Annotated in this window: 23 protein-coding genes and 1 pseudogene; 11 read left to right on the top strand and 13 right to left on the bottom strand. The window is 64.9% G+C overall.

Going from position 1 to position 25,117, the window contains the following annotated elements; translation table 11 throughout:
* Window positions 1–47: 47 nt before the first annotated feature.
* Both EEB11_RS01375 and EEB11_RS01380 read right to left on the bottom strand, forming a co-directional pair.
* The gene (locus EEB11_RS01375) at window positions 48–506 is read right to left on the bottom strand and encodes a DNA polymerase III subunit chi (RefSeq protein WP_435531089.1); all 459 of its coding nucleotides are present in this window, start codon (window positions 504–506) and stop codon (window positions 48–50) included.
* A 4-nt stretch (window positions 507–510) separates the two neighbouring features.
* Window positions 511–1,983 (bottom strand): leucyl aminopeptidase, encoded by a 1,473-nt coding sequence (locus EEB11_RS01380; RefSeq protein WP_135428619.1) that lies wholly within the window; start codon window positions 1,981–1,983, stop codon window positions 511–513.
* 162 nt (window positions 1,984–2,145) lie between these two features.
* Between EEB11_RS01380 and lptF the strand changes: the two genes are divergently transcribed.
* The 6 genes from lptF (at window position 2,146) to rsmA (ending at window position 9,773) form a co-directional block, all read left to right on the top strand.
* Entirely contained in the window at window positions 2,146–3,291 is a 1,146-nt protein-coding gene (gene lptF / locus EEB11_RS01385) for an LPS export ABC transporter permease LptF (RefSeq protein WP_135428620.1), read from the top strand.
* Window positions 3,288–4,385: an LPS export ABC transporter permease LptG gene (gene lptG / locus EEB11_RS01390; RefSeq protein WP_135428621.1), complete on the top strand. Its 1,098-nt coding sequence runs from the start codon at window positions 3,288–3,290 to the stop codon at window positions 4,383–4,385. The genes lptF and lptG overlap by 4 nt, the downstream gene beginning before the upstream one ends.
* Window positions 4,385–6,568 (top strand): LPS-assembly protein LptD, encoded by a 2,184-nt coding sequence (locus EEB11_RS01395; protein ID WP_135428622.1) that lies wholly within the window; start codon window positions 4,385–4,387, stop codon window positions 6,566–6,568. Before lptG ends, EEB11_RS01395 begins: the two co-directional genes overlap by 1 nt.
* 86 nt (window positions 6,569–6,654) lie before the next feature.
* Window positions 6,655–7,887 carry a peptidylprolyl isomerase gene (locus EEB11_RS01400; RefSeq protein ID WP_135428623.1) on the top strand — a complete coding sequence of 411 codons (1,233 nt, stop codon included), beginning with the start codon at window positions 6,655–6,657 and terminating at the stop codon, window positions 7,885–7,887.
* Window positions 7,888–7,904: 17 nt separating this feature from the next.
* Complete coding sequence (pdxA, locus tag EEB11_RS01405) at window positions 7,905–8,858, top strand: 4-hydroxythreonine-4-phosphate dehydrogenase PdxA (RefSeq protein ID WP_245298722.1); 954 nt, start codon at window positions 7,905–7,907, stop codon at window positions 8,856–8,858.
* Window positions 8,859–8,930: 72 nt separating this feature from the next.
* Window positions 8,931–9,773, top strand: coding sequence for a 16S rRNA (adenine(1518)-N(6)/adenine(1519)-N(6))-dimethyltransferase RsmA (rsmA, locus tag EEB11_RS01410; RefSeq protein ID WP_135428625.1), 843 nt, complete (start codon window positions 8,931–8,933; stop codon window positions 9,771–9,773).
* Window positions 9,774–10,511: 738 nt separating this feature from the next.
* On the opposite strand, the pseudogene EEB11_RS20440 reads toward rsmA, so the two are convergent.
* From EEB11_RS20440 to prfA, 3 genes and pseudogenes are all read right to left on the bottom strand, one after another.
* Window positions 10,512–10,856 (bottom strand): annotated as a pseudogene (locus tag EEB11_RS20440) (DUF4167 domain-containing protein); the annotation flags it as partial.
* A gap of 257 nt (window positions 10,857–11,113) precedes the next feature.
* On the bottom strand, window positions 11,114–11,953 hold the full coding sequence (gene prmC / locus EEB11_RS01420; protein WP_135428627.1) for a peptide chain release factor N(5)-glutamine methyltransferase: 840 nt from the start codon (window positions 11,951–11,953) through the stop codon (window positions 11,114–11,116).
* Window positions 11,950–13,005, bottom strand: coding sequence for a peptide chain release factor 1 (gene prfA, locus EEB11_RS01425; protein ID WP_135428862.1), 1,056 nt, complete (start codon window positions 13,003–13,005; stop codon window positions 11,950–11,952). The genes prmC and prfA overlap by 4 nt, the downstream gene beginning before the upstream one ends.
* A 158-nt stretch (window positions 13,006–13,163) precedes the next feature.
* Between prfA and EEB11_RS19435 the strand changes: the two genes are divergently transcribed.
* Complete coding sequence (locus EEB11_RS19435) at window positions 13,164–14,375, top strand: AI-2E family transporter (protein WP_167852625.1); 1,212 nt, start codon at window positions 13,164–13,166, stop codon at window positions 14,373–14,375.
* Here EEB11_RS19435 and EEB11_RS01435 read toward each other — a convergent pair.
* The 5 genes from EEB11_RS01435 to EEB11_RS01455 all read right to left on the bottom strand — a co-directional run bounded on the left by EEB11_RS01435 (window position 14,372) and on the right by EEB11_RS01455 (window position 19,309).
* Window positions 14,372–14,836, bottom strand: coding sequence for a GNAT family N-acetyltransferase (locus EEB11_RS01435; RefSeq protein ID WP_135428628.1), 465 nt, complete (start codon window positions 14,834–14,836; stop codon window positions 14,372–14,374). The two genes, EEB11_RS19435 and EEB11_RS01435, sit on opposite strands and share 4 nt — an antisense overlap.
* A 10-nt stretch (window positions 14,837–14,846) precedes the next feature.
* Window positions 14,847–15,302, bottom strand: coding sequence for a DUF1499 domain-containing protein (locus EEB11_RS01440; RefSeq protein ID WP_245298723.1), 456 nt, complete (start codon window positions 15,300–15,302; stop codon window positions 14,847–14,849).
* Window positions 15,299–16,264, bottom strand: a complete 966-nt coding sequence (gene speB, locus EEB11_RS01445) for an agmatinase (protein ID WP_135428629.1) — start codon at window positions 16,262–16,264, stop codon at window positions 15,299–15,301. Before speB ends, EEB11_RS01440 begins: the two co-directional genes overlap by 4 nt.
* Before the next feature lie 105 nt (window positions 16,265–16,369).
* On the bottom strand, window positions 16,370–17,881 hold the full coding sequence (locus EEB11_RS01450) for a hypothetical protein (protein ID WP_135428630.1): 1,512 nt from the start codon (window positions 17,879–17,881) through the stop codon (window positions 16,370–16,372).
* A gap of 264 nt (window positions 17,882–18,145) precedes the next feature.
* Complete coding sequence (locus tag EEB11_RS01455) at window positions 18,146–19,309, bottom strand: amidohydrolase (RefSeq protein ID WP_135428631.1); 1,164 nt, start codon at window positions 19,307–19,309, stop codon at window positions 18,146–18,148.
* A 58-nt stretch (window positions 19,310–19,367) separates the two neighbouring features.
* On the opposite strand from EEB11_RS01455, the gene mazG reads away from it, so the two are divergent.
* The 3 genes from mazG (at window position 19,368) to EEB11_RS01470 (ending at window position 22,396) form a co-directional block, all read left to right on the top strand.
* Complete coding sequence (gene mazG / locus EEB11_RS01460; protein WP_135428632.1) at window positions 19,368–20,198, top strand: nucleoside triphosphate pyrophosphohydrolase; 831 nt, start codon at window positions 19,368–19,370, stop codon at window positions 20,196–20,198.
* A gap of 82 nt (window positions 20,199–20,280) precedes the next feature.
* Window positions 20,281–21,288: a Fe(3+) ABC transporter substrate-binding protein gene (locus EEB11_RS01465; protein WP_135428633.1), complete on the top strand. Its 1,008-nt coding sequence runs from the start codon at window positions 20,281–20,283 to the stop codon at window positions 21,286–21,288.
* 163 nt (window positions 21,289–21,451) lie between these two features.
* The gene (locus EEB11_RS01470; protein ID WP_135428634.1) at window positions 21,452–22,396 is read left to right on the top strand and encodes a nucleoside hydrolase; all 945 of its coding nucleotides are present in this window, start codon (window positions 21,452–21,454) and stop codon (window positions 22,394–22,396) included.
* Window positions 22,397–22,405: 9 nt separating this feature from the next.
* On the opposite strand, the gene EEB11_RS01475 is transcribed toward EEB11_RS01470, so the two are convergent.
* Window positions 22,406–23,425: an ATP-binding protein gene (locus tag EEB11_RS01475; protein ID WP_135428635.1), complete on the bottom strand. Its 1,020-nt coding sequence runs from the start codon at window positions 23,423–23,425 to the stop codon at window positions 22,406–22,408.
* Window positions 23,426–23,602: 177 nt separating this feature from the next.
* Between EEB11_RS01475 and EEB11_RS01480 the strand changes: the two genes are divergently transcribed.
* Complete coding sequence (locus EEB11_RS01480) at window positions 23,603–23,965, top strand: hypothetical protein (protein WP_135428636.1); 363 nt, start codon at window positions 23,603–23,605, stop codon at window positions 23,963–23,965.
* On the opposite strand, the gene EEB11_RS01485 is transcribed toward EEB11_RS01480, so the two are convergent.
* Both EEB11_RS01485 and gmk read right to left on the bottom strand, forming a co-directional pair.
* Complete coding sequence (locus EEB11_RS01485) at window positions 23,962–24,483, bottom strand: gamma carbonic anhydrase family protein (protein ID WP_135428637.1); 522 nt, start codon at window positions 24,481–24,483, stop codon at window positions 23,962–23,964. The two genes, EEB11_RS01480 and EEB11_RS01485, sit on opposite strands and share 4 nt — an antisense overlap.
* Entirely contained in the window at window positions 24,480–25,115 is a 636-nt protein-coding gene (gmk, locus tag EEB11_RS01490) for a guanylate kinase (RefSeq protein ID WP_135428638.1), read from the bottom strand. Before gmk ends, EEB11_RS01485 begins: the two co-directional genes overlap by 4 nt.
* Window positions 25,116–25,117 lie beyond the last annotated feature (2 nt).

The following is a 25,117-nucleotide window of genomic DNA, read 5'->3' on the forward strand; positions in this document are numbered from 1 at the left end:
GCCTCGCGCGGCGGAAGGTGCAGACCATTGCCACAGGCGCAGGCAGGTCAGGCTTTCTCGGCCTTCTTTTCCCATTTGCCCGACTCCTCCGACCAGTATTGCGCGGGCAGACCGGCGGCGGTCAGCGCTTTCCACTGACCACGCGCCTGCGACAACCGGCCGGGATCATTGCCGTCAAACAGCACCCAGACCCGTTCCAGCGTGGACGCCTCCTCCGCCTCCACCTCCGCGCCGTCGATCAGCATCAGCCCTTTCGCGCCATTGGTCACCGCCCCGGTGCCAAGCAGCAGCGGCTGGCGGGCATCCTGCGGCCCGCCCTCCATCCCGTGCGGCAGGAAACTGTCCTCGGGCGTGGCCCACAGCCGTGCGTCCAGCCGCTGCAACTCGGCCATCTGCGTGCCCCGGATCATCAACCGCCAGCCTTGCCCGCGCGCCCGCCCGATCAGCACCCGTGCGGTCTGTTCCGCCGAAGACTGGGTCAGGTGATAGAACATGACCGTCGCCACGCGGCTATTTCCCTTCGAACCGGTCGCGGATCAACCGGTCGAGCGCCATCACCCCCCAGCCTGTCGCCCCCTTTGGCGCCAAAGTGCTGTCGGCCTTGAGCAGTGCCGTGCCCGCAATGTCCAGATGGCACCACGGCATATCGGGTTTGACAAACCGCGCCAGAAACTGCGCCGCCGTGATCGCGCCGCCATCGCGCCCGCCCACGTTCATCATGTCGGCGATGCGGGATTTCAGCTTGGCATCATAAGCCTCGCCCATCGGCAACCGCCACGCGCCCTCGCCTTCCGCCTTAGCCGCCGAGAGGAACGCGTCACACAAGGCATCATCGTTCGAGAACACCCCGGTATTCTCATGCCCCAACGCCACGATCACCGCCCCCGTCAGCGTGGCTAGGTCGATCATGGCGGATGGCTTGAACCGCTCTTGCGCGTACCAAAGCACATCGGCCAGCACCAACCGCCCCTCGGCATCGGTGTTGATCACCTCGATGGTGTCACCCTTCATCGACTTCACCACGTCGCCCGGCCGCTGTGCGCGGCCATCGGGCATGTTTTCCACCAGCCCGACCAGCCCGACCACATTGGCGCGCGCCTTGCGCAGCGCCAGCGTGCGCATCACACCCGCCACTACACCGGCACCGCCCATGTCCATCGTCATCTCTTCCATCCCGCCCGCAGGCTTGATGGAGATGCCACCCGTGTCGAACACCACGCCCTTGCCCACCAGCGCAAAGGGGGCCTCGCCTTCCGGTCCGCCGTTCCACTGCATGACCACAACTTTGGACGGCGTCTCGGACCCCATGCCCACGCCCAGCAGCGCGCCCATGCCAAGGGCGCGCAGGGCGTCTTCTTCCAGAATCTCGACCTCCAGCCCCAACTCCTGCATGGCGGCCAGGCGGGCGGCGAAATCGTCGGTGGTCAGCACATTGGCCGGTTCATTCACCAGGTCGCGGGTGAAAAACACGCCTTCCGCCACCGCAGCCCCGGCACCCGCCGCCGCCGCCACCTGTTCGGGCGCGCTGACCATCAGCGTCACCGGGCCCACCGGCTTTGGTGGTGCGGTCTTGTGCGGGGTGAAATCATAGGCCCGCAGTGCCAGACCAAAGGCGATATCCGCTGCCCGTGGGTGGTTTTCCGCGCACACCAGCGTTTCCACCCCCGACAGGGCGCGCCCCACCGCCGCCCCGGCCTTGCGCGCCTGATCCTGCGTCGCCTTGCGCGGCAGGCGCAGGATCTGCACCGCATCCGCCGCAAGCCCTGCCGGAAAGGCCAGATCCAGCGACTCGCCCGGTTTGAGCTTGTCAAACGCGTCAGACCCCACCGCCCGCGACACAGCCCCCCGCGTCAGCTTGTCAAGTTTGCGCACAAGCGGCGGCAGCGTCGTCCCGGCATCGGCCAGAACGGCAATCCGCCCCGGCTGGGCGGCAAGGCTGTCGGCATCACTTTCGCAAAACTTGATCGGCACGGGTTGGGTCATTGTCATCCTCGGGCTGGTGTCAGGCGCACATGCGCCGCGAAGGGGAAAGGCTAGCCCGCTCCCCCGGCAATGACCAGAGACCAGTTGTCCCAGTTACCGGTTTTCAACGCCGCACATATCGCCTAGTTTACCGCCGACAAGGGTGAGGGAGCGACACAGACCGTGCCGAGATTTGACAGATACCTGCTGTCGCAACTTCTTGCGCTGTTCGGCTTCTTTTCGCTGTTGCTGGTGTCTGTCTACTGGGTCAACCGTGCCGTCGGCCTGTTCGACCAGCTGATCGGCGACGGACAGTCGGCGCTGGTCTTTGTGGAATTTTCCCTGCTGACCCTGCCCAATGTGATCCGGCTGGTGCTGCCGATTTCCAGCTTTGTGGCAGCGGTTTACGTCGCCAACCGGCTGATGAACGACTCTGAGCTGGTGGTAATGCAGGCGACCGGGTTTTCATCGTTCCGGCTGGCGCGTCCGGTGATCGTGTTTGGTCTTGTGGTCATGCTGATGATGTCGGTGCTGACCCATGTTCTGGTGCCCATCAGCCGGACCGCCTTGACCGAACGCAGCGCCGAGATTGCCGAAAACGTCACCGCCCGTTTTTTGCGCAGCGGCCAGTTCCTGCATCCGGCAGATGGGCTGACGCTCTATATCCGCGACATCACCGATACCGGCGAATTGCGCGATATCTTCCTGTCCGATGACCGCACAGAGGGCCAGACCCTGACCTATACCGCGCGCCGCGCGCTTCTGGCGCGCAGCGAAGATGGCCCGAAACTCCTGATGTTCGAAGGCATGACCCAAGAGCTGGATCAGGCCAGCCGCCGCCTGTCTGTCACCCGCTTTGCCGATGTGACCTATGATCTGGGCGGCCTGCTGGGGGATGGCCGCGAAAGCGCGCGCAGCATCGACGAAGCCTCGACGCTGGAGCTGTTGCGCGCCGATGCGGGCCTCAGCGCCGAGTTGCGATCGTCGCGCGCAAATCTGCTGCAGGAAGGCCACAGCCGCATTGCCCAGCCCTTCCTTGCGGTTGCGGCGGCGCTGATCGGCTTTGGCGCGCTGCTGCTTGGCGCGTTCAGCCGCTTTGGCCTGTGGCGGCAGATCGGGGTGGCGGTGGTGTTGCTGATCGTGGTGCAGATGATCAACACCCAAGGCACCGGGCTCGCGATCCGGTCGGAAAACGCCTGGCCTGCCGTTTACGCCGCCCCCATCGCCGGGATCGGCATCGGGGTGCTGCTGCTCTGGATGTCGCAACGCCCGCGCTGGCTCAGCCGCGCGCAGCGGGCAGGCATTGCAATGGAAGGCACGGGCGCATGATCCTGTCCCGCTACATCGCACTGCGCTTTCTTTGGGCCTATCTGCAGGTGCTTGGCAGTTTCTGGGCGATCATGATGCTGATCGACATGGTCGAACAGCTGCGCCGCTTTTCGGGCCAGGGCATCGGCACGGCGGGGGCGCTGCAGCTTGCGGCGATGAACACGCCCGCCAGCCTGTACCGCATTCTGCCGCTCATCACCATTCTGGCCGCGATCACCCTGTTCTTGTCGCTGGCGCGGTCGTCGGAGCTGGTGGTGATCCGGGCGGCGGGGCGATCGGCGCTGCGGTTTCTGGCGGCCCCGGTGCTGATGGCGCTGCTGATCGGCGGGGTGACGATTGCGGTGTTCAACCCGCTCGTGGCTGCGACGCAAAAGGAATATGACCGGCTTTGGGCGGCAGCGGCGGACGGGGCGGTCAGCACCCTGTCGCTGGCCGATACCGGGCTGTGGCTGCGGCAGGGCACCGATGAGGGGCAGACCGTGATCCGCGCCGTGCGCTCCAATGTCGACGGAACCGAGCTTTACGGCGTCACCTTCCTGCGCTTTGGCGAGGGTGGCCTGCCGGATGAGCGGATAGAGGCCGACAGTGCCCGCCTTGGTACCGGTGCCTGGGCATTGACGGGGGGCAAGCGTTGGGACATGTCAGGCGCGAACCCTGAACGCGAGGCGACCATCCTGCCCCCCGATGCCACCCTTGCCTCGAACCTGACCGCAGCGCGCATCCGCGACAGCTTTGGCGACCCTTCGGCCGTGCCGTTCTGGGGCCTGCCTGCCTATATCGCCGGGCTGGAACGGGCGGGCTTTTCTGCGCGTGCGCACCGGGTCTGGTATCAGATGGAACTGGCACAGCCGCTGCTGCTGGTCGCCATGGTGCTGATCGCGGCAGGCTTTACTATGCGCCATGCGCGCTTTGGCAAAACCGGGGTCTATGTGCTGCTGGCAATCCTGGGCGGCTTTTTCATCTTCTTTCTAAGAAACTTTGCGCAAGTACTTGGCAACAATGGCCAAATACCGATTCTGCTTTCCGCTTGGGCCGCCCCCGTTGCCGCCATTCTCCTGGCCTTGGGCCTGCTGTTGCATCTGGAGGATGGCTGATGCGCACACCTTCAGGAACAGGTCGCACCCTGCGCCGTCTGCTGGCCGGCCTTGCCATCGGGGCGCTGCTGTCGCTGACCCCGGCCCGCACCACCTTGGCGCAGGACATGGCGGCACTGGTGGCCAATTCTGTGCGCATCGACGCCGGTGGCCAACTGATCGCCGAAGGTGGGGTCGAGGTGTTTTATCAGGGCCGCACGCTCACCGCCGCCCGCATCGTCTATGACCGCGCCGGCGACCGGCTGATCATTACCGGGCCCATCGTGCTGGTGGACGGCGCCGACACAATTCTGGTTGCCGATCAGGCCGATCTTGCCGCCGACCTGACCGAAGGGGTGCTGACCAGCGCGCGGCTGGTGCTGAACCGCGAATTGCAGCTTGCCGCCAACCAGATCCAGCGCATCGGCGGCCGGTATACCCAGCTTGACAACACCGTCGCCTCATCGTGCAAGATCTGCAGCACCGCAGCGCCCTTGTGGGAAATCCGGGCGCGGCGTGTGGTGCATGATCAGCAGGAACGGCAGATCTATTTCGACCACGCGCAGTTCCGCGTCGCAGGCGTGCCGGTGGTGTATTTCCCCCGCCTGCGCATGCCCGACCCGACGCTGGAACGCGCCTCGGGCGTGCTGGCCCCCACCATCCGCACCACCTCGGGTCTGGGCACCGGCATCAAGCTGCCGTATTTCCTGACCCTCGGGCCGCACCGCGACCTGACGATCACGCCCTATCTGTCCACCAAATCCGGCCGCACGGTGGAATTGCGCTATCGGCAGGCCTTTGCCACCGGAACTGTCGATCTAAACGGGTCGGTGTCGCGGGATGACCTGTTGCCCGGCGACACCCGCTATTACCTGAACGCCACCGGTCAATTCGCCCTGCCCCAGGGCTTCAACCTTTATGTTTTGGGCGTCATCGTCAGTGATCCGGCCTATCTGCTTGATTATGGCCTGCCCGAGACTGACCGCCTGGCCAGTGAGGTGGCCATCAGCCGCACAAAGCGCAATGAACACATCTCTGGTCGTCTGATCGGGTATCGCTCGATCCGCGAGGGCGAGGTGAATTCCACCCTGCCCACGCTCATCGCCGATCTGACCTGGCATCGCCGCTTTTCCGGTGGTCCGCTGGGGGGCGAAGCCGGGATGCGCCTGCAGACCCATGGCCATTACCGCAGCTCGACCGATCCCACCGATCCCGATGGTGCGGCAGGCCCGTTACCCGCCTTTGGCCGCGATGTCACCCGCGCGTCCCTGCGGCTGGACTGGCGGCGCAACTGGGACTTGCCGATGGGCATCATGGCCAGCACGCTGGGCGAGGTGACTGCCGATGCCTACCGCATCGGCGATGACGAAAGTTTTGCCGGCAGCCCGTCGCGGCTGCATGGCGGCGTCGCGGTCGAACTGCGCTGGCCCTGGGCCAAATCCGGTGCGGGGGGCGTAGGCCATGTGATCGAACCGGTGGTGCAGTTGGTCTGGGCCCCAAAGGGTACAGAAGCCCTGCCCAATGAGGATTCGGTGCTGGTCGAATTCGATGAGGGCAATCTGTTTTCCATCAACCGCTATCCGGGGTCGGATGCCACCGAACGTGGCGGGCGGCTGAACCTTGGCCTGTCCTATACCCGAGTCGATCCAGCGGGCTGGACCCTGTCTACCGCCGTGGGCCGGGTGTTCCGCACGGAAGATCTGGGCCAGTTCACCGAAGCCTCGGGTCTGGATGGCCGCCGGTCTGATTGGCTGGCGGCAGCGCAACTGACCCTGCCGATGGGCATGGGCCTGACCCAGCGCCTGCTGGTCGATGGTGATCTGAAGCTGACCAAATCCGAAACCCGGCTGGCGCTGGCGGGGGAACGCTATGGGATTGCTGGTTCGTATGTCTTTTTGTCTGCCGATCCCGAGGAAGAACGGCCTGCCGATATTGCCGAGCTGGCCTTTGACGGCAGCTACCGGATCAGCGAGGTCTGGACCGCCCGGGCCGAGGCCCGCTATGACATCGAGGCCGACCGCGCCAACCGCGCCGGGCTGGGGGTTCAGTTCCGCAACGAATGCGTTTCGGTCGATCTTTCTCTCTCGCGTCGGTTCACATCCTCGACTAATGTAAGGCCGACAACGGATTTCGGCCTTTCGGTCGATCTGGTCGGCTTTGGGGCCGGAACCGGTGCCGGCCCGTCGCGCAGTTGCAGACGCTGACGCGGGCACGGCAAGGATCAGTCCCGCAAGGCAGACCAATCGGGCGCAAGACGCAGAAAGGCGCAAGAGCAGTGACGGCAGACCGCATGACCAGACCCTTCTCCTCCCTCCTCCGGGCGCTTTGCCTGTCGGTGGTACTGACCGCCCCCATGATGGCTGTTCCGCACAGCGCGGCCGCACAGGCCGGATCGCCGTTTGAAGCGGTGCTGCGCATCAATGACTCGGTGATCACCCGGTATGAGCTGGAGCAGCGCAAACTCTTTCTCAAACTGCTGCGCGTTCCCGGCGATCCCGAGGCCGAGGCGATGAAGGGCCTGACGCAGGACCGTCTGGCCGTGGCCGAGGCCAAGCGCTTCAACCTGCGCCTGACCGCGGAACAGACCGCCGCCGGCATGGAAGAATTCGCCGGCCGCGCCAATCTGAGCACGGATGAATTCGTTCAGGCTTTGGCGCAGGCCGGAGTCGAGCGGGAAACCTTCCGCGATTTTGCCAGCAATGGCATCCTGTGGCGCGAACTGGTGCGCGGGCGATTTGTCGGATCGTTCACCATTAGCGATGCCGAGATTGACCGCGCCATCACCAGTGGCACGGTGAACACGGCAATGCAGCTTTTGCTGTCGGAAATCATCCTGCCGGTCGAAGGCGACCCCGAGGCGCAGCAGGCGCTGGCGCGGCAATTGCGGGCCGAGATCAGCACCGAAGACGGTTTCGCCGCCGCCGCCCGGCGCTATTCCGCCTCGCCCTCTGCCGGGCGCGGCGGGCGGCTGGACTGGACGCCGACATCCGAACTGCCGCCGCAGATCGTGGAACTGGTGCTGGCGCTTGGCCCCGGTCAGGTGTCCGAACCGGTGACGCTGCCCAATGCGGTGGCCGTGTTCCAGTTGCGCGACGTGACCGAAGACCGGACCGCCGAGGCGCCCGCGGTGCAGCTGGAATATGCCCAGTTCCTGCTGCCCAACACACCCGATGTGCAGGCGCAGGCGGCAGCGCTGCACGCCCGCATTGACACCTGCGCCGATCTGTATGCCGAAGCACGCGGCCTGCCCGCCGACCGGCTGACGGTGGAAACGCAGCCTGTGGCCGCCGTGCCTGCCGATGTGGCCTTGCTGCTGGCGCAGCTTGATCCGGGCGAGTATTCCACCGCCCTTACCCGGGGCGGCGCGCGCGTGTTTCTGATGCTGTGCAGCCGCGCGCCAGTGGTGGAAGGGGCCATCAACCGCGAGGCGATCCGCGAACAGCTGATTTCGCGCCGCCTGACCATGCTGGCCGAAGCGTATCTGGAAGAACTGCGCTCGGAAGCCATCATCACCACGCCGTGACCCAGGCTCCGCTTGTCATGACCTGTGGCGAACCGGCCGGAATCGGGCCGGAACTGGCGGCGCGCGCCCGCGCGGCCCTGGGGCCAGCGGTGCCCTTTGTCTGGCTGGGCGACCCGCGCCATTTGCCGCCCGGCACCGACTGGATCGCGGTAGACACGCCACAAGCCGCCGCCAATGTGCCCGAAGGTCGGTTGCCCGTGCTGACCCACCGCTTTGCCGCCCGCGTCACCCCGGGCCAGCCCGACCCCGCCAATGCCATCGGCGTGATCGAGGTGATCGCCCGCGCGGTGGGCCTTGTGCAATCCGGTGCCGCCTCGGCCATTGTCACCGCGCCCCTGCACAAGAAGGTGCTGAAGGATGGTGCCGGTTTCGCCTTTCCCGGCCACACCGAATACCTGGCCCATCTGGCGGGCGATGTGCCGGTGGTGATGATGCTGGCCTCGCCGCTGCTGCGCGTGGTGCCTGCCACCATCCACATCCCGTTGGCCGACGTGCCCGCCGCCCTGACCCCGGCCCTGCTGGAACAGGTGATCCGACTGACCCATGCCGGGCTGATCCGCGATTTCGGCCTGTCCACGCCGCGCATCGCTGTTGCGGGCCTCAATCCCCACGCGGGCGAAGGCGGGGCGATGGGGCATGAAGACGCAAGCGTGATCGCCCCCGTCATCGCCCGGCTGCACGCCGAAGGGATTGAGCTGACCGGCCCCCTGCCCGCCGACACCATGTTCCACCCCCGCGCCCGGGCGCAATATGATGCCGCCATTTGCTGCTTTCACGATCAGGCGCTGATTCCGATCAAGACGCTGGATTTCGACGGTGGGGTGAATGTGACGTTGGGCTTGCCGTTTATCCGCACCTCACCCGACCATGGCACGGCCTTTGACATTGCGGGCAAGGGGCTGGCGCTGCCTGATTCACTGGTTGCGGCTTGCAGGCTGGCGTGGGACATGGCGGCTGCGCGTCGGGGGTGACTGGCGACTGGGGCTCTGCCCCCAGGCCCCGGGATACTTAAGAACAGATAATGTATAAGAGGAAGCAGGGATATGGCGACGATTGATGGGTTGCCGCCCTTGCGTGAGGTGATCCGGGCGCATGATCTGGTGGCGAAAAAGCAGCTGGGGCAGAACTTCCTGCTCGATTTGAACCTGACCGCCAAGATCGCGCGGCTGGCCGGGGATCTCACGGCCTGTGATGTGCTGGAGGTCGGCCCCGGGCCGGGCGGGCTGACGCGCGGGCTGCTGGCGGAAGGCGCGCGCCGGGTGCTGGTGGTGGAAAAAGACCCGCGCTGCGTGCCCGCGCTGGAGGAGATTGCCGCCACCTATCCGGGCCGGCTGGAGATTGTGCAGGGCGACGCGCTGGAGCTGGATGTGGCATCACGGCTGACCGGTCCGATCCGCATCGTGTCGAACCTGCCCTATAATGTGGGCACCGAGCTGTTGATCCGCTGGCTGTCACCCGCTGTCTGGCCGCCATTCTGGACCTCGCTCACCCTGATGTTCCAGAAAGAGGTGGCCGAGCGGATTGTGGCCAAGCCGCGCAGCGACCACTACGGGCGTCTTGCCCTGCTGACGCAGTGGCGGGCCGAGCCGAAGATCGTGATGCATCTGCCGCCCGAAGCCTTTACCCCTGCGCCCAAGGTACATTCGGCCGTGGTGCATCTGACCCGTCTGGATCAGCCCCGGTTCCCGGCGGAGGCCGCCGTGCTGAGCCGCGTGACCGCCATGGCCTTCAACCAGCGCCGCAAGATGCTGCGCTCCAGCCTCAAGGGCCTGGGCGGTGATGTCGAGGCATTGCTGGAAAGCGTCGGCATCACGCCGACGCAGCGGGCCGAGGAGATCGGGCTGGAGCAGTTTTGCGCGCTCGCGCGGGCGGTGGCGGCACGCTGACCCGGCCCCCACAAATGTGAAACGCCGCCCCGAAGGGCGGCGTGACAGGCAGTGTTATTATTCTGCGGCTTCGCGCGGGCCAGCGTCCCCGGCGGGCTTTTCGCCTGCCTCGGCAGGCTCTTTCGGCTTGCGGGGCGCGCGGGGACGGCTGACCTTTGCTTCAGCCTCGGGTTTTGGCGCATCGGCGGCCGCAGCCTCAGGGTGCCGGGGTTCCGCCGCGCGCGGTTCGGGTTGCCGGACCTCGGGTTGCCGGACTTCGGGTTGCCGGACTTCAGGCTGTGGCGCATCGGCGCGGGCGGCACTCTGGCTGGCGGCGCCTTCGACAGTGCGATCCTCGGTGCCACGCTCCGGGCGCGGCGCACGGGGGCCACGGCTGTTGCGGTTCGGGCTGTCGTCGCGGGTGCGGTTGCGCTCGCCCTCGGGGCGGTCAGGGCGGCGTGGGCGATCTTCGCGGCGCGGTGCCTCAGCGGGGCGCGCCTCGGGCGTTTCCACAAGGCCACTGTCTTCGCCGCGTGGATCGTCGATCATGCCCGTCTCGGGCTGATCGCCCTGCCCGGCATCAGCGCGGTCATCGCGCCAGGACCGTTGGTTGCCGCCATCACGGTTGCCACCGTCGCGGTTGCCACCATCACGATTGCCACTATCGCGGTTGCCCCCGTCGCGGTTGCCACCATCGCGGTTGCCGCCATCGCGGTTGCTGGCATAACCACCCTGCGGATTGCCCTGCTGGCCGCCGCTGTGGCTGCCGTTGTTGTTGTTCTGGCCACCATTCTGGTTGCCATTCTGCTGGCCGCCTGCCCCGAACTGCTGCTGGCGCTGTTCCTGTTCGGCGGCCATTTCGCGCTGCGCTTCGCTCAGCATGCGGGTGTAATGTTCGGCGTGCTGCAGAAAATTCTCGGCCGCCACACGGTCATTCGACAGCTGGGCATCGCGGGCGAGCATCTGGTATTTCTCGATGATCTGCTGCGGGGTGCCACGCACCTTGCCTTCGGGGCCCGAACTTTCGAACACCCGGTTGATGATATTGCCGAGCGTGCGCGGGCGGTTCTGCTTTGAACGCGAACGGGACTTGGAAGAGCGCATCTTGTCCTTTGATCCGACTGTCCGACTTGCCCGGATATGAAGCACCCGGATGGCGCGATCCCTGAAGAGGGTCTAACAGGCAAGGTCGGGTTTAAGCGCCACCTGAACGGGGGCCGCAAGGCCCGCCGCGCTTTGACAACGCCTAATAGTGAATAATCATGGCACAGCGCGCCTGACAAGCCGATTCTGCGTCAATTTCACGGGATCGGCGGTTCTTTGGTGTTTTTCCGGGGGATAACAGCGGTGCGCCACGCACGTCAGGCAGGGGCCGCCTGCCCCGATACCACGCGGTCCCGCCCATCCAGATCGGGCAGCACCCGAACGTGGTGCAGACCGGCGGCCTGCAGCATCTGCGCCACCGCCGCCCCCTGAGAGGGGCCGATTTCCAGCAGCAGCCGCCCCTTGGCGGCCAGATGCGCCCCCACCCCTGCGGCAATGACGCGGTAGGCGTCCAGCCCGTCGCCGCCCGGGGTCAGCGCCAGATGCGGCTCATACAGCCGTACCTCGGGCGACAGATCCGCCATTTCCGCCTCAGCAATATAGGGCGGGTTCGACACGATCAGGTCAAAGCGCCCGTCCACCGGGGCAAACCATGACCCTTGCGCGAAGCGGCATCGGTCGCCCAACCCCAGCGCCTGCGCATTGCGGCCCGCCACATCCAGCGCGGCGGTGGACAGATCAACCCCCAGCCCCACCGCCGCGTCGCGGTCGGCCAGCAGCGACAGCACAATCGCCCCCGATCCTGTGCCCAGATCCAGCACGCGGGCAAAGGGGGCACGCAGCGCCTCTATCACCAGTGTTTCGGTCTCGGGGCGCGGGTCCAGCACATCGGGGGTCACGATGAACCGCCGCCCCCAGAACAAGCGCCCCCCGGTCAGGTGCGACACCGGCTCGCGCACGGCGCGGCGCCGGGTCAGCGTGGCGAAGCTGGAAAGGGCGGCCTCTGATGCCTCTTCCGGCAGATGCAGGGTCAGCCGGTCCGGCGCAATGCCTGCCGCATGCGCAAGCAGCACCCGCGCATCCCCCGCCGCATCGGGCACGCCCGCCGCGCGCAGGTCACGCACCGCCTGCACCAGCGCGGCGGCCAGCGTGGTCACAGACCCGCCTCGGACAGTTTCTGCGCCTGATCCTCGGCCTGCAAGGCGTCGATGATGGTGTCCAGATCGCCTGCCATCACCTGCGCCAGTGAATAGAGCGTCAGGTTGATCCGGTGATCGGTCATCCTTCCTTGCGGAAAGTTATAGGTGCGGATGCGTTCAGACCGGTCGCCCGAGCCGACCTGCGCCTTGCGGTCAGCCGACCGTGCCGCATCGATCCGCTCGCGCTCCAGATCAAACAGCCGGGCGCGCAGCACCTGCATCGCGATCTCGCGGTTGCGGTGCTGTGACTTCTCGGAACTGGTGACGATGATGCCGGTCGGCAGATGGGTGATGCGCACGGCCGAGTCGGTGGTGTTCACATGCTGGCCACCTGCCCCCGAGGCGCGCATCGTATCGATGCGGATGTCGCTGGCGGGAATGTCCAGATCCACCTCTTCCGCTTCGGGCAGCACGGCGACAGTTGCGGCAGAGGTGTGGATACGCCCCTGCGCCTCGGTTTCCGGCACGCGTTGCACGCGGTGGGTGCCGGCCTCGTACTTCAGCCGGGCGAACACGCCCTCGCCCTGCACATGCGCGGTTACCGATTTGATGCCGCCAAGGTCGGACAACTGCTGTTCCAGAATGTCGAACTGCCAGCCCTTGGCTTCCGCATGGCGCTGATACATCCGCAGCAGATCGCCCGCGAACAGCGATGCCTCATCCCCACCCGTACCGGGGCGGATTTCCAGAATGGCAGGCCGCGCATCCGCCGCGTCGCGCGGCAGCAGCGCCACCCGCAGCGCTTGTTCGATCTGCGGAATGCGGGCGCGCAGCCGGGGCAGTTCTTCCTCGGCAAGGGCCTTCATCTCGGGGTCGGCCAGCCAGCCCTCGGCCTCCGCCATATCGTCCAGACCGCGGCGATAGGCGGCGATCTGGTCGACCACGGGTTTCAGCTCGGAATATTCGCGGCTCAGGCCCGCAATCTCACCGGGTGAGGCCCCGGCATTCAGCTTCGCTTCGAGAAACTCGAACCGCTGGGTGATCTGGGCAAGTTTGTCAAACGGAACCATCCGCGCGGTGTCGCGCGATTGCGCGGGCGGGTCAAGGGCCGGGCCCTGATACAGCCTGCGCAAAATTTCACTTGCATGAGGGAACCGACCCGCACCCGTCGCGTTACTTTGCGGGTCCGTGTACCGGTGCCCGACCCAAGGGGAGACCGTCGCACGCCATGCCGCGCACCAGCTATGAGCCGATCCACAAGTTTCCCCTTCAGCCCGATCCCGCCCCGGACAGCCCGCGCCCCTCGTGGCCATTGGTGGGGCTGTTCATTCTGGCGCTGATCGCGGCCATCGCGCTGGCGCGCGATTTCCTGATGCCGATCACCTTTGCGCTTTTGCTGTTCTTCGTCTTTGTGCCGGTACGCCGCCGTCTGACGCGTCTGGGCGTGCCGCCGATACTGACCGCCACCGGCGTCGTCTTCGGCCTGATGTTCAGCATCATCGGGCTTGGCTGGTCCGTTTCCGGCCCCGCAGGGCAGCTGATCGCCGATATGCCGCAGATCCAGTCAGCACTGACCGAAAAACTGCAGCGCCTGCGCGGCACGTTCGAGACCATCGACACCGCGATGACCCAGATGGAAGAAGGGTCCGAAAGCAGCTCGACCAACGAGGAAGGCGAATCGCCCGGCTTTGACGTGGCCACCGCGATTCTGGACGGGCTTTACACCACCCCCGGCATCATGGGGCAGGTTGCGCTGACGCTGTTCCTGCTGTTCTTCCTGCTTGCCTCGGGTGATCTGATCTACCTCAAGATCGTGCAGAGTTTTGATACATTGCGCGAAAAGCGCAATGCCTATTCCGCCTTGCGCGAGATAGAGGAAAGTCTGGGCAGCTATCTGGGGGCCATCACCCTGATCAACGCCGGTCTGGGCGTGGCCATCGGACTTGCGATGTGGGCGCTTGGCATGCCTTCGCCGCTGCTGTTCGGGTTGCTGGCCTTTGCCTTGAACTTCATCCCCTATCTGGGGGCGATCACCGGGGTCGGCATCGCGCTTCTGGTGGCATTGGTCACCTTTTCCGATGTGTTCTGGCCGGTGATGGTGGCGCTGACCTATCTCACGCTGACCACGCTGGAAGGCCAGTTGATCACCCCCTATTTCGTCGCCCGCCGGTTGCAGATGAATGCGGTGGTGGTGTTCCTGACCGTCGCGCTCTGGGCCTGGCTGTGGTCGGTGATCGGCATGATCATCGCCGTGCCGCTGTTGGTGGTGATCTCGGTAATCTGCGACCATGTGCCGGGGCTGGAGAAACTGGGCAACTTCCTTGCCGGTGATGATCCGGTGCCACTGGCCGAGGACGAGCCGGAACCGGAGCCTGTGGCCGACATTTCGCATCCCGAACCAGAGGCCATGCTCACGCCCCTGCCCGACCCGCGCGTCTAGCCCGGCGGGTGAAGCACCAACTTGTAGCCGATATGCGATGCCTTGAACCCCAGCGCATCATAGAACCGGTGCGCATCGGGCCGCGCCTTGTCGGTCGTCAGTTGCACCAGGGTGCAGCCCTGCGCCCGGCAGGTCTCTATGGCCCAGTCAAACATCGCGCGGCCCACGCCCGCGCCGCGCGCATCGCGGGCCACCCGCACCGCCTCGATCTGGCCGCGCGTCGCACCGCCGCGTGACAGACCCGGAATGAAGGTCAGTTGCAATGTGCCGACAACCACTCCGTCACGGTCCGCCACGCATAGAAACTGGTTTGGGTCCGCATCCATCTGTTCAAAGGCGCGCAGGTAGGGGGCCAAATCCCGCGACGCCTCTTCCCGGTGCCGCCCAAGCGCGTCATCCGCCAGCAAATCGACAATGGCCGCAAGATCGCCCGCGTGGGCCTTGCGGAATATCAGGTCCATCCAAGCTCTCTCACAGCGCCGCCTGCCAGTCCTGCAACCGTTTGGCATTCACGCCCATATCCGCACGGCCAAAGCGCAGGCGGGCGTGGAGATACAGCCCGTCTTCCCGCGCCTCGGCGGTGGTGTAATCGGGAAACCCCCACAGGGCAGAGCGGGTGATGTAGGTTACCCGCCCCTCTGCCACCGAACCCGCAAGCCGCTGGGTGCGCGGCGTGGCCAGCGCCACCCTGTCCAGCCGCGCCAACAGATCACCCGGCGCGCCCCGTGCCGCAGACAGCCGCAGCCGCGCTGCGCCGGTTTCGGGCACCACCGCATCCCAGGGGGTCTTGGCCCAGTCGGTATCGGTCTGCGCAACATGCCATTGCGCCGCATGCACAGGTGCCAACCGGACAAAGGCCATCAGCCCCAGCACGGCGATGATCAGAAAAGCAAAGATCAGACCCATCGCGCGCGCGCCCTTTTTCATCTGCGGAACTTTGCCCAATGGTACAGGCAGATCAGCTCATGCGCCACATGCGCCCCGGCAATGGCCGTGGCCCCGGTGGTGTCATAGGCGGGCGACACCTCGACAATATCGCCCCCCACCATGTTGATCCCCGCCAGATCACGCAGACACGCCGCCGCCTGCCAGCTGTGCAACCCGCCCCAGACCGGCGTGCCGGTGCCGGGTGCACAGGAAGGGTCAAGGCAATCGATGTCAAAGGTCACATACACCGGCCGGTCGCCAACGATCTCTTTGGCCCGCGCCACCGCATGGGCCGTGCCCTGCTCGTGCACCGTGCGGGCGTCGATGTAATCGACCCCCAGATAATCGTCGCAATGGGTGCGGATGCCGATCTGCACGCTCGCCTTAGGGTCGATGATCCCCGACTTCACCGCCTTGTAGAAAAACGTGCCATGGTCGATCCGGTCCATGTCGTCATCGGCCCACAGGTCGGAATGGGCATCGAAATGGATCACCGCCATCGGGCCATATTTTTCGGCATAGGCGCGCAGGATCGGCAGGGTGATGAAGTGATCGCCCCCCAGGGTGACCGTGCCGACGTCCGCCGCCAGAATGGTGCGGATATGGTCGGTCAGCAGGCCCGGAAAGCTGGGCGTATGGGCGTAATCAAACGCCAGATCGCCGTAATCGACCACCGCCATCTCTTCCAGCGGGCTGGTGGGCCAGCCATAGGGCGGGTCAAACGGCTGCAGCGCACTCGCCTCGCGAATGGCGCGGGGGCCAAAGCGGGTGCCGGTGCGATGCGTCACCGCCTGATCGAAGGGCACCCCGGTGATTGCCAGATCCACCCCCGCCAGATCCTTGGTATAGGTCCGGCGCAGAAAACTGGTCGCCCCGGCAAAGGCGTTTTCAAACGCCAGCCCTTTCAGGCCCTTGCGGGTAAAGGCCCCGTCCACATCTTTCTTCGCATCTTCCAAAGCCATGTCAGAACTCCCCTTGGCCACAGGGTCGTCATTCTGTCCCTCGGAGACGCGCCAGATCCGGATGGGCCGAGATGGCCTGACCCGGTCTTCGCTGTCAAGCCCGCGTCAGGCCATTGCCGGCATCCGCTGCGCGGTCGTGGTCAGCCGCGGTTCCACCACCTGCTGCATATGCGTCTCGCAGGTCAGCTTCGACAGGTCCGGCCCCAGCTCGAAATCGAACGGCAATCGCTCCAGCCCCGGATTGCTGCGCGCAATGATGTCGAACACCGGATAGCTTGACTTGCGATAGGTCTCGTCCATCGCCATCGCACAGCCGATCTGACGCCGTCCGTTGAACGGTGACATATAGAACACCCGAGGATGCGCCGGAAACGTGCAGCCGACGGTCGAGCTATAGTAGATTTCCAGAAACATCAGATCGGTCGAGTTGGCCTCGGCAAACGCGGGCAGCGCGCTGCGCCACGTCTCGTAGCGGTCATGAAACCGCTGATGCAGCGCATCGTCGAACTCGGCGCGGGGCACCGGTAACAGGCGCTTGATCTGCCATCGGCTGCGCTTGCGGGCCTTTGGCCCAACCCTATCGGCCAAAACCGCGCGCAGAATATCGGTCTGATGCCCTCGCAAGACCACCGCGCCATCCGGCAGCAGGCGGATGAGCCCGTTCGTGATTTCGCGCTGTGGCGGCATTTCAAAACCAAGGCCGCGCAAAAACGCCGCCGTATCATCACGGACACCATCGGGAGCGGGCTTGTGCAAACGCTTGTCATGCACCTGATGCGGCACCCCGACCTGCTCCGCAAGCAGACCAGCAATCGACGCGTCGATCCGGTTCACGAAATTGCTGACATGGGTGAAGCTGCTTTCGATGTGCTGCACCGCAGGCCCAGCCATGGCCAGCAACAAGCGGCTGTCCTGCCCGCCCGAAAGCGCCAGCCATGTCCGGTGCGCCTTGGCAATCGCCCCTGTCACCTGTTCGGTGTGCGCGATCAGCCAGTCATAGGTGGCGGAAAGATCATCATTCACCAAAGAGATGCTGTGGGCGCGCGGCCAGAACCGGGTCTCGGAAAAGCTGTCCAGCGACAGATAGCAGCTTGGGTTCACCCGGCGGGCTGTCTTGTCACGCGTGTCGAACAGCGTGTAAAGCGCGCCGCGTTCTGCCACCGCCGCGTGGTCGTAATCTTCATGATCCTCAACGGGCCGGTCAAGACACAGCCCGAGCGAGGACGCCAGCCGCCCGGTCGCCGCATCATAAACCGCGCCAATCATGCCGCAGGCATCACTGTAGAACCGCACTCCGGTTCCGTCAGACAACAGCACGCCAAAGCGCCCGCTGATCCCTTCGATCCAGTGCTCGACCGGGTCCCACCCCAGACGCGGATCAGGCGACTGACCGGTGCTGTCCACGATCAGGCCGCCATCGCCATCGACCGCAATGCCGAACAACAGGCCGAACAGCGTGCCATCGGCCCGGCACAGCTGCGCCAGCGGCAGATCGGCTCCCAGTTCCAGGGTCCAGCCGTCAAGCACAAGCGCGCGACAGGCCGTTGTTGCCCCGGGGTGCGGGGCCGGGGCCTGTTTGGAAATACGGTATTGATACCGGAATGCAGAAAATTGCATGGTCTGTTGCCTGTGTCTTTTGACATTAATTTGCTCCGGGTTACGGTGCAGTCCCACCCCGGAGCGGTCAACAAATGTTTAAGATAAAGCGCCAAACTGTTGCCAATTGGCCGTGGCGTGATGGCCGTCGCGACGGCACTTCGGACGCGCAAAGCCCAGGGGCTTTGCGCATTCAAATTCTTGAGAATTCACCTGAATGGTCCGGTCAAGTCCTTGGCTTTCCTCACTTCACCGGCGGCAACGCATGGCGATCGACCTGTGCCGTCACGCCACAGGCTGCGCCCGCTCCACCAGCCGGGCAAAGAAGCTGGCGCCGATCGGGGCGGCCTCATCATTGAAATCATAGGCCGCATGGTGCAACCCGGCCCCCGGACCGATCCCCATGAAGAGGTAAGCCCCGGGCCGAGCTTCCAGCATATAGCTGAAATCCTCCGACCCCATCTCGCGGTTGGCCCGCGCATTCACCGCCGCCTCACCCGAAACCTCGGCGGCGACAGCGGCGGCGAAATCGGCCTCCTCTGCGTGGTTCACCGTGGCCGGATAGCCCCAGTCATAATCGACCTCCGCCGTCACATTGAACGCGGTCGCATGCCCCGCCACAATCTCATGCACCCGCCGTTTCAGCAGGTCGCGCACCTCCGGCTTGAACGCCCGGATCGTGGCACAAAAGGTGGCCACCTCGGGGATAATGTTGGACGCGGTCCCCGCATGGATCTGTGTGACCGAAATCACCGCCTCATCCATCGCATAGACGTTGCGCGGGATGATGGTCTGCACCGCCTGCACCATGGCCACCACCGCCACCACCGGGTCGATGCAGTCATGCGGCGTCGCCCCATGCCCGCCCTTGCCCGTCACCGTGACCCAAGCCGTATCGACGGACGCCATCAGCGGCCCCGGCGTGGTCTGGAAATGCCCCAACGGAACATTGGGCGCGTTGTGGATGCCAAAGACCCGGGCGATGTCGAACCGGTCCATCACGCCTTCCTGCACCATCACGCCGCCGCCGCCGCCCTCTTCCTCGGCGGGCTGGAACAGGATCGCCACGCGCCCCGCAAAATTCCGCGTCTCGGCCAGATATTTCGCCGCGCCCAAAGCCATGGTCACATGCCCATCATGCCCGCAGGCATGCATCCGCCCCGGAATTGTCGAGGCGTATTCGGCCCCCGTAATCTCATGAATCGCCAGCGCATCCATATCGGCGCGCAAACCAATTGTCGGCCCCGCGCCCTGCCCGTTGATGATCGCCACCACCCCGGTTTTCGCGATGCCCTCGTGAATCTCGTCCACCCCCATCTCGCGCAAACGCGCCACGATGAAGGCGGCGGTGGTGTGGCAATCGAACTCCAGCTCGGGGTTCGCGTGCAGGTGCCGACGCCAGCCCTTCATTTCTTCGGCAAAAGCCGCGATACGGTTCAAGACAGGCATGGGTCTTACTCCTTTGGACTTCGGCCTTTGATCAAATCGGAAAACATTGGTGCCCGCAATGCCCCCTGCCCCAGATGACCTGATCCACGACCCCGAAGGTGGTTTGCCGCGCCTGCGCGCCATCATGGCCCGGCTGCGCGACCCCGCCACCGGCTGCCCCTGGGATCTGGAGCAGAATTTCGCCAGTATCGCGCCCTATACGATTGAAGAGGCCTATGAGGTCGCCGATGCCATCGACCGGCAGGATTGGCCTGAGCTGCGGGGCGAGTTGGGGGATCTGCTGTTCCAGTCGGTGTTTCACGCGCAAATGGCGTCAGAGGCCGGGCATTTCGACCTTGATGACGTGATCCGCAGCATTTCCGACAAGATGGTCGCGCGTCACCCGCATGTCTTCGGCACCGAATCGCGCGACAAATCACCCGAGCAGCAGACCGCCGACTGGGAAGCGCTGAAAGCGCGGGAGCGTGGGAAAGCCCGCGTGCTTGATGGTGTGGCGCTTGGCCTGCCTGCCCTGATGCGGGCGGTGAAACTGCAAAAACGTGCGGCGCGGGTGGGGTTTGACTGGCCATCGACCGATCAGGTGGTGGCCAAGATCGCCGAAGAATCCGCCGAACTGGTCGAGGCCCGCGACACCCTGTCGCACGCCGAGGTGACCGAGGAATTCGGCGACCTCTTGTTCGTCATGGCCAACCTTGCGCGGCACCTGAATGTCGACCCCGAAGCTGCCTTGCGCGCCGCCAATGCCAAGTTCACCCGGCGTTTCCAGCGGATCGAGGACTGGCTGGCCGAGGCTGGCCGCACCCCAGACCAGTCCGATCTGGCCGAAATGGATGCGCTGTGGGACCGGGCCAAGGCCGAGGAAAAGGCCCGCAGCTCGCCGCAGGATTAGCAAAAGTTTTTTACTCAACTATTGACCCAAGTAAAATAGTCAGGTTTATGGGCTGCATAATAACCGACCAATGGAGTCACCCATGACCTTCCGTCTTTCTCTCGCAGCAATTGCCCTTGGCAGCGTGGCGATGCCCGCGCTGGCCGAAGAGATCAACATCTATTCCCACCGCCAGCCCGAACTGATCCAGCCGATCATCGACGCCTTCACGGCGGAAACCGGCATCGCGGTGAACATCGCCTTTGTTGACAAGGGCATGTCGGAACGTCTGGTGGCCGAGGGTGACCGCTCGCCTGCCGATCTGGTGCTGACCGTCGACATCGCCCGTCTGGCGCAGGTGGTCGATGCCGGGGTGACGCAGCCCGTCGAGTCCGAAGTGCTGGCCGCCAATATCCCGGCCGAGCTGCGCGATGAGGCCAACCACTGGTTCGGCGTCACCACCCGCGCCCGCATCATCTATGCCAGCAAGGACCGCGTGGCGGACGGCGAAGTGACCACCTATGAAGATCTGGCCGATCCCAAATGGCAGGGCCGCATCTGCATCCGCTCGGGCACCAATGATTACAACGTGGCGCTTGCCGCCGCCGTCATTGCCCACCACGGCGAAGAGGCCGCGAAAACCTGGCTCGAAGGCGTGAAGGCCAACCTTGCCCGCAAACCCGATGGCGGTGACCGCGATCAGGTCAAGGCGATTGCGGCGGGCGAATGCGACATCGCCGTCGGCAACACCTATTACATCGGCCAGATGCTGGCAGACCCAGAGCAGGCCCCGGCAGCCGAGGCGGTGAACATCGTGTTCCCGACATTCGAGGGTGGCGGCACCCATGTGAACGTCTCGGGCGTGGCGCTGACCAAGGCCGCGCCGAACAAGGACAATGCCATCAAGTTCATGGAATGGCTGACCGGCGATGCGGCGCAGAAGATCTATGCCGAAACCAACTACGAATTCCCTGTAAAGGCAGGGGTAGAGCGGTCGGAACTGGTGGCAAGCTGGGGTGAATTCACCGCCGACACCAAACCGCTGACCGAAGTAGCGAAACTGCGCCCGGTGGCGCTGAAGCTGATCGAAGAAGTGAACTTCGACGGCTAATCATCTGGTCGAGCAGAAAAAAAGGCCCCGGGTCACTCCGGGGCCTTGTCTTTTGCACCGGTCGGCTTGCGGTTCCGGCGGTTACACATCCCAAGGGAATTGTTTTACCATCTGGACAAACCATGCGCGTCGCGATTGACACTTGCGCAGACAGGAGGCTGCAATGACCGACGCACCACGCAAAATCATCATCGACACCGATCCGGGGCAGGACGATGCGGTCGCCATCATGCTGGCGCTGGCCAGCCCGGAGGTGGAGGTGCTTGGCGTTGTCGCGGTGGCGGGCAACGTGCCGCTGGCGCTGACCACGCGCAATGCGCTGATCGTTTGCGAACTGTCCGGCAAGCCCGAAACCCGCGTCTTTGCCGGGTGCGACCGCCCGATGCTGCGCCCGTTGGTGACTGCCGAAGCGGTGCATGGCGTCACCGGGCTGGACGGCCCGGTGCTGCCGGAACCGACCATGGCGCTGCAAACTCAGCATGGCGTCGATTTCATCATCGAAACGCTGCGCCGCGAACCCAGCCAGACCGTGACGCTTTGTGCGCTGGGGCCGCTGACCAATATCGCCACAGCCCTGCAGCGCGCGCCCGATATCATCCCCCGCATTCAGCAGATCGTGCTGATGGGGGGCGCGTACTTCGAGCTGGGCAATGTCACGCCGGTTGCTGAATTCAACATTTACGTTGACCCGCAAGCCGCTGATATTGTGTTTAAATCTGGTATATCCATTGTTGTGATGCCGCTGGACGTCACCCATAAGGCGCTGACCAGCCCGCAGCGCATTGCAGCCTTCCGCGATCTGAAGACCGAACCGGGGCGTCTGGTGGCGGCATGGACCGATTTCTTTGAGCGCTTCGACAAGCAGAAATATGGCAGCGAGGGCGCGCCCCTGCACGATCCTTGCGTCATTGCCTGGCTGATCCGGCCAGAGCTGTTTCAGGGCCGCGTCATCAATGTCGAGATTGAAACACAGTCGGACCTGACGCTGGGCATGACCGTGGCCGACTGGTGGCGCGTGACCAACCGGCCCGCCAATGCGCTGTTCATCAACGCGCTGGATGCCGATGGCTTTTATGCGCTGTTGACCGAACGGATCGGGCGGCTTTGACCCCGGCGATCATTCCACCGGCAGGATGACGGCAAAGGTGCTGCCCTTGCCCCTTTCGCTGGAGATGTGAAGCCGCCCGCGATGGCGTTGGACGATGTGTTTGACAATCGCCAGACCAAGCCCCGTGCCCCCCTTTTCGCGCGACCGGTGGCTGTCGACCCGATAGAACCGTTCGGTCAGGCGCGGCAGGTGCTGCGCGTCGATGCCTTCGCCCTGATCAATCACCTCGATCCGCAGGGCTGCGGATTTCGGCAGGCTGTCGGGCGTCAGCCGGATCACCACCTCTCCCCCGGCCCCGCCATATTTCACCGCGTTTTCCATCAGGTTCTGGAACACCTGGATCAGCTGATCGGCGTCGCCGGGCACCTGGGTCCGCAGCCCCTCGGCGATGTCCAGCCGCACCGTCACACCGACTTTTTCGGCCAGCGGGCGCAGGGTGGTCTTGGTCGAGCGCAGGATTTCCACCATCTCGACCAGCGCAGTCGGGCGGACGCGCTCTTCGGCCTCGACCCGGCTCAGGTGCAGAAGGTCGCGGATCAGCCGGTTCATCCGGCCCGCCTCGCGCTCCATGATCAACAAGAACCGTTCGCGCGCGACCGGATCATCCTTGGCAGCCCCTTTCAGCGTTTCGATAAAGCCCGACAGTGCCGTCAGCGGCGAGCGCAGTTCGTGGCTGACATTGGCCACGAATTCACGCCGCATCTGGCCGATCTGTTCCACCTCGGACAGATCTTCCAGCACGCACAGCACCCCCGCCCCTTGCGGCAGCGGCGTCACCGTCACCCGGTGCACCGCATCCTGCGACGGCCCCGGCACCACCTGCCGCGCCACGCCACCCTCGGCCTGGCGCAGGGCCCGCATCAGGGCGGCCTGCACCTCGGGATGGCGCAGCGCAATCGCATGGTGGCGCCCCAGCATCGCCGCCCCGAACATGGCAACGGCAGCGGGGTTCATCACCGAAATTCGTTCATCCGGGCCAACGATCAACGCCGGCAAAGGAATGCCGCCCAAAACAGCTGCTTCGATCATCGTTTGCCCCGGTGCGTTTCTTGCCTGCCCTTCCATAACGGCTTTGGCCGAGAAATGCGAGACACCCGCTTGATCTGAACGGATTCCCCTCTAAAGTTAAATTATGCTTACCGTAACGTCACTTTGTTCCGGGCTTTGGCCCAATTGTACCAGCGCCGCCTTTTACAGGAGTCTTCCTTGCCCGTTCGATATGCCACCTCTGTCCCGGACGGCTCTGGCCTGCACGGGCACACCCGTCCGTTCATCAGCATAGGCCTGCCACAGGTGCTGGCCCAGCATTGCGCCGGGATGCGACCGCTTATGTCGGTATCGCCCCAGGACATTCCGCTTGCCGGGCTGCACCGGATCGACAATGGGCTGATCGCCTGCATGCTGCTGGGCAGCGAGGTTGATGCGCTTGATATCCTTGCCGATCTGACCGCCGCAGGCTATCGCGGCCCTGTGGTGGTCATCGCGCCGCCATTGCCCGATCCGGCGATGGTGGAGCGGGAATTGGCCCGTGCCGCGCCGGGGATCAGCGTTTCGCTGTTGGTGCTTTAGGAAACAGGCCGCAGCCCGGCCCGGAACCGCGCCGCATTGGCGCGGTAGCTTTCCGCCGACCGCAGCAGCCGCGCCTGCGCGTCCTCGTCCAGCTCACGCACCACGCGGCCGGGGCTGCCCATCACCAGACTGAAATCCGGGATCACCTTACCCTCGGTGATCAGAGCGCCCGCCCCGATCAGGCAACCGCGCCCGATTTTGGCACCGTTCAGCACCGTCGCTCCCATCCCGATCAGCGTGCCGTCGCCAATGCTGCAGCCATGCAGCATCGCCTTGTGCCCGATGGTGCAATTCGCGCCGATGATCAGCGGATGGCCCATATCGGTGTGCAGCACGCAGTTTTCCTGCACATTCGTGCCGGCTCCTACATGGATCACCTCATTGTCGCCGCGCAAGGTCACGCCGAACCAGACCGAGCAGTCGGCCTCCAGCACGATGCGCCCGATGATGTTGGCACCCGGGGCGACCCAGGCGGTGGGGTCGATTACGGGGGCGATGTCGCCAAGGGCATAGATCATCTTTGCTCAAACTCCCTGTTCAGGCCACGCACGAAATCGGACAGCATCGGCTGGCGGTCGCGCTTCATGCGCTCTGCTTCAAGAATGGTCTGCAAGTGCTTGAAAGATTGGTCAAGATCGTCATTCACCAGCACATAGTCATATTCAGCCCAATGGCTGATCTCATCGCGGCTTTTCGCCATGCGGCCCGCGATCACCTCATCTGTGTCCTGCGCGCGGCCCCGCAGGCGCCGGTCCAGTTCGGCAATCGACGGCGGCAGCACGAAGACCGACACCACATCGCGCCCCAGCGCCGAATTGCGGATCTGCTGGCCGCCCTGCCAGTCGATGTCGAACAGCGTGTCGCGCCCGTCGCGCATCGCGTCCTCGACGGGGCCGCGCGGGCTGCCGTACAGATTGCCGAACACCTCGGCATGTTCCAGCATCTGGCCATCCGCGATCATCGCCTCGAACGCCAAGCGGTCGCGAAAGTAGTAGTGCTGCCCGTCAACCTCGCCGGGGCGTGGGGGCCGGGTGGTGGCCGACACCGAAAACCGGATCGTCGGGTCCCACTCCATCAGCCGCCGGGCGAGGGTCGATTTCCCCGCCCCTGACGGTGATGACAAGATCAGCAAAAGGCCACGGCGCTGCATTG

Source organism: Pseudotabrizicola sediminis (genome assembly GCF_004745575.1).
GTDB lineage: Bacteria > Pseudomonadota > Alphaproteobacteria > Rhodobacterales > Rhodobacteraceae > Pseudotabrizicola > Pseudotabrizicola sediminis.

What these genes read in the sequence shown, in the direction of transcription:
- EEB11_RS01380 (WP_135428619.1), bottom strand. Translation starts at nt 1,983, where the DNA reads ATGACCCAACCCGTGCCGATCAAGTTTTGCGAAAGTGATGCCGACAGC.
- lptG (WP_135428621.1), top strand. Translation starts at nt 3,288, where the DNA reads ATGATCCTGTCCCGCTACATCGCACTGCGCTTTCTTTGGGCCTATCTG.
- EEB11_RS01395 (WP_135428622.1), top strand. Translation starts at nt 4,385, where the DNA reads ATGCGCACACCTTCAGGAACAGGTCGCACCCTGCGCCGTCTGCTGGCC.
- EEB11_RS01400 (WP_135428623.1), top strand. Translation starts at nt 6,655, where the DNA reads ATGACCAGACCCTTCTCCTCCCTCCTCCGGGCGCTTTGCCTGTCGGTG.
- pdxA (WP_245298722.1), top strand. Translation starts at nt 7,905, where the DNA reads ATGACCTGTGGCGAACCGGCCGGAATCGGGCCGGAACTGGCGGCGCGC.
- rsmA (WP_135428625.1), top strand. Translation starts at nt 8,931, where the DNA reads ATGGCGACGATTGATGGGTTGCCGCCCTTGCGTGAGGTGATCCGGGCG.
- prfA (WP_135428862.1), bottom strand. Translation starts at nt 13,005, where the DNA reads ATGGTTCCGTTTGACAAACTTGCCCAGATCACCCAGCGGTTCGAGTTT.
- EEB11_RS19435 (WP_167852625.1), top strand. Translation starts at nt 13,164, where the DNA reads ATGCCGCGCACCAGCTATGAGCCGATCCACAAGTTTCCCCTTCAGCCC.
- EEB11_RS01435 (WP_135428628.1), bottom strand. Translation starts at nt 14,836, where the DNA reads ATGGACCTGATATTCCGCAAGGCCCACGCGGGCGATCTTGCGGCCATT.
- EEB11_RS01440 (WP_245298723.1), bottom strand. Translation starts at nt 15,302, where the DNA reads ATGAAAAAGGGCGCGCGCGCGATGGGTCTGATCTTTGCTTTTCTGATC.
- speB (WP_135428629.1), bottom strand. Translation starts at nt 16,264, where the DNA reads ATGGCTTTGGAAGATGCGAAGAAAGATGTGGACGGGGCCTTTACCCGC.
- EEB11_RS01450 (WP_135428630.1), bottom strand. Translation starts at nt 17,881, where the DNA reads ATGCAATTTTCTGCATTCCGGTATCAATACCGTATTTCCAAACAGGCC.
- EEB11_RS01455 (WP_135428631.1), bottom strand. Translation starts at nt 19,309, where the DNA reads ATGCCTGTCTTGAACCGTATCGCGGCTTTTGCCGAAGAAATGAAGGGC.
- mazG (WP_135428632.1), top strand. Translation starts at nt 19,368, where the DNA reads ATGCCCCCTGCCCCAGATGACCTGATCCACGACCCCGAAGGTGGTTTG.
- EEB11_RS01465 (WP_135428633.1), top strand. Translation starts at nt 20,281, where the DNA reads ATGACCTTCCGTCTTTCTCTCGCAGCAATTGCCCTTGGCAGCGTGGCG.
- EEB11_RS01470 (WP_135428634.1), top strand. Translation starts at nt 21,452, where the DNA reads ATGACCGACGCACCACGCAAAATCATCATCGACACCGATCCGGGGCAG.
- EEB11_RS01475 (WP_135428635.1), bottom strand. Translation starts at nt 23,425, where the DNA reads ATGATCGAAGCAGCTGTTTTGGGCGGCATTCCTTTGCCGGCGTTGATC.
- EEB11_RS01485 (WP_135428637.1), bottom strand. Translation starts at nt 24,483, where the DNA reads ATGATCTATGCCCTTGGCGACATCGCCCCCGTAATCGACCCCACCGCC.
- gmk (WP_135428638.1), bottom strand. Translation starts at nt 25,115, where the DNA reads ATGCAGCGCCGTGGCCTTTTGCTGATCTTGTCATCACCGTCAGGGGCG.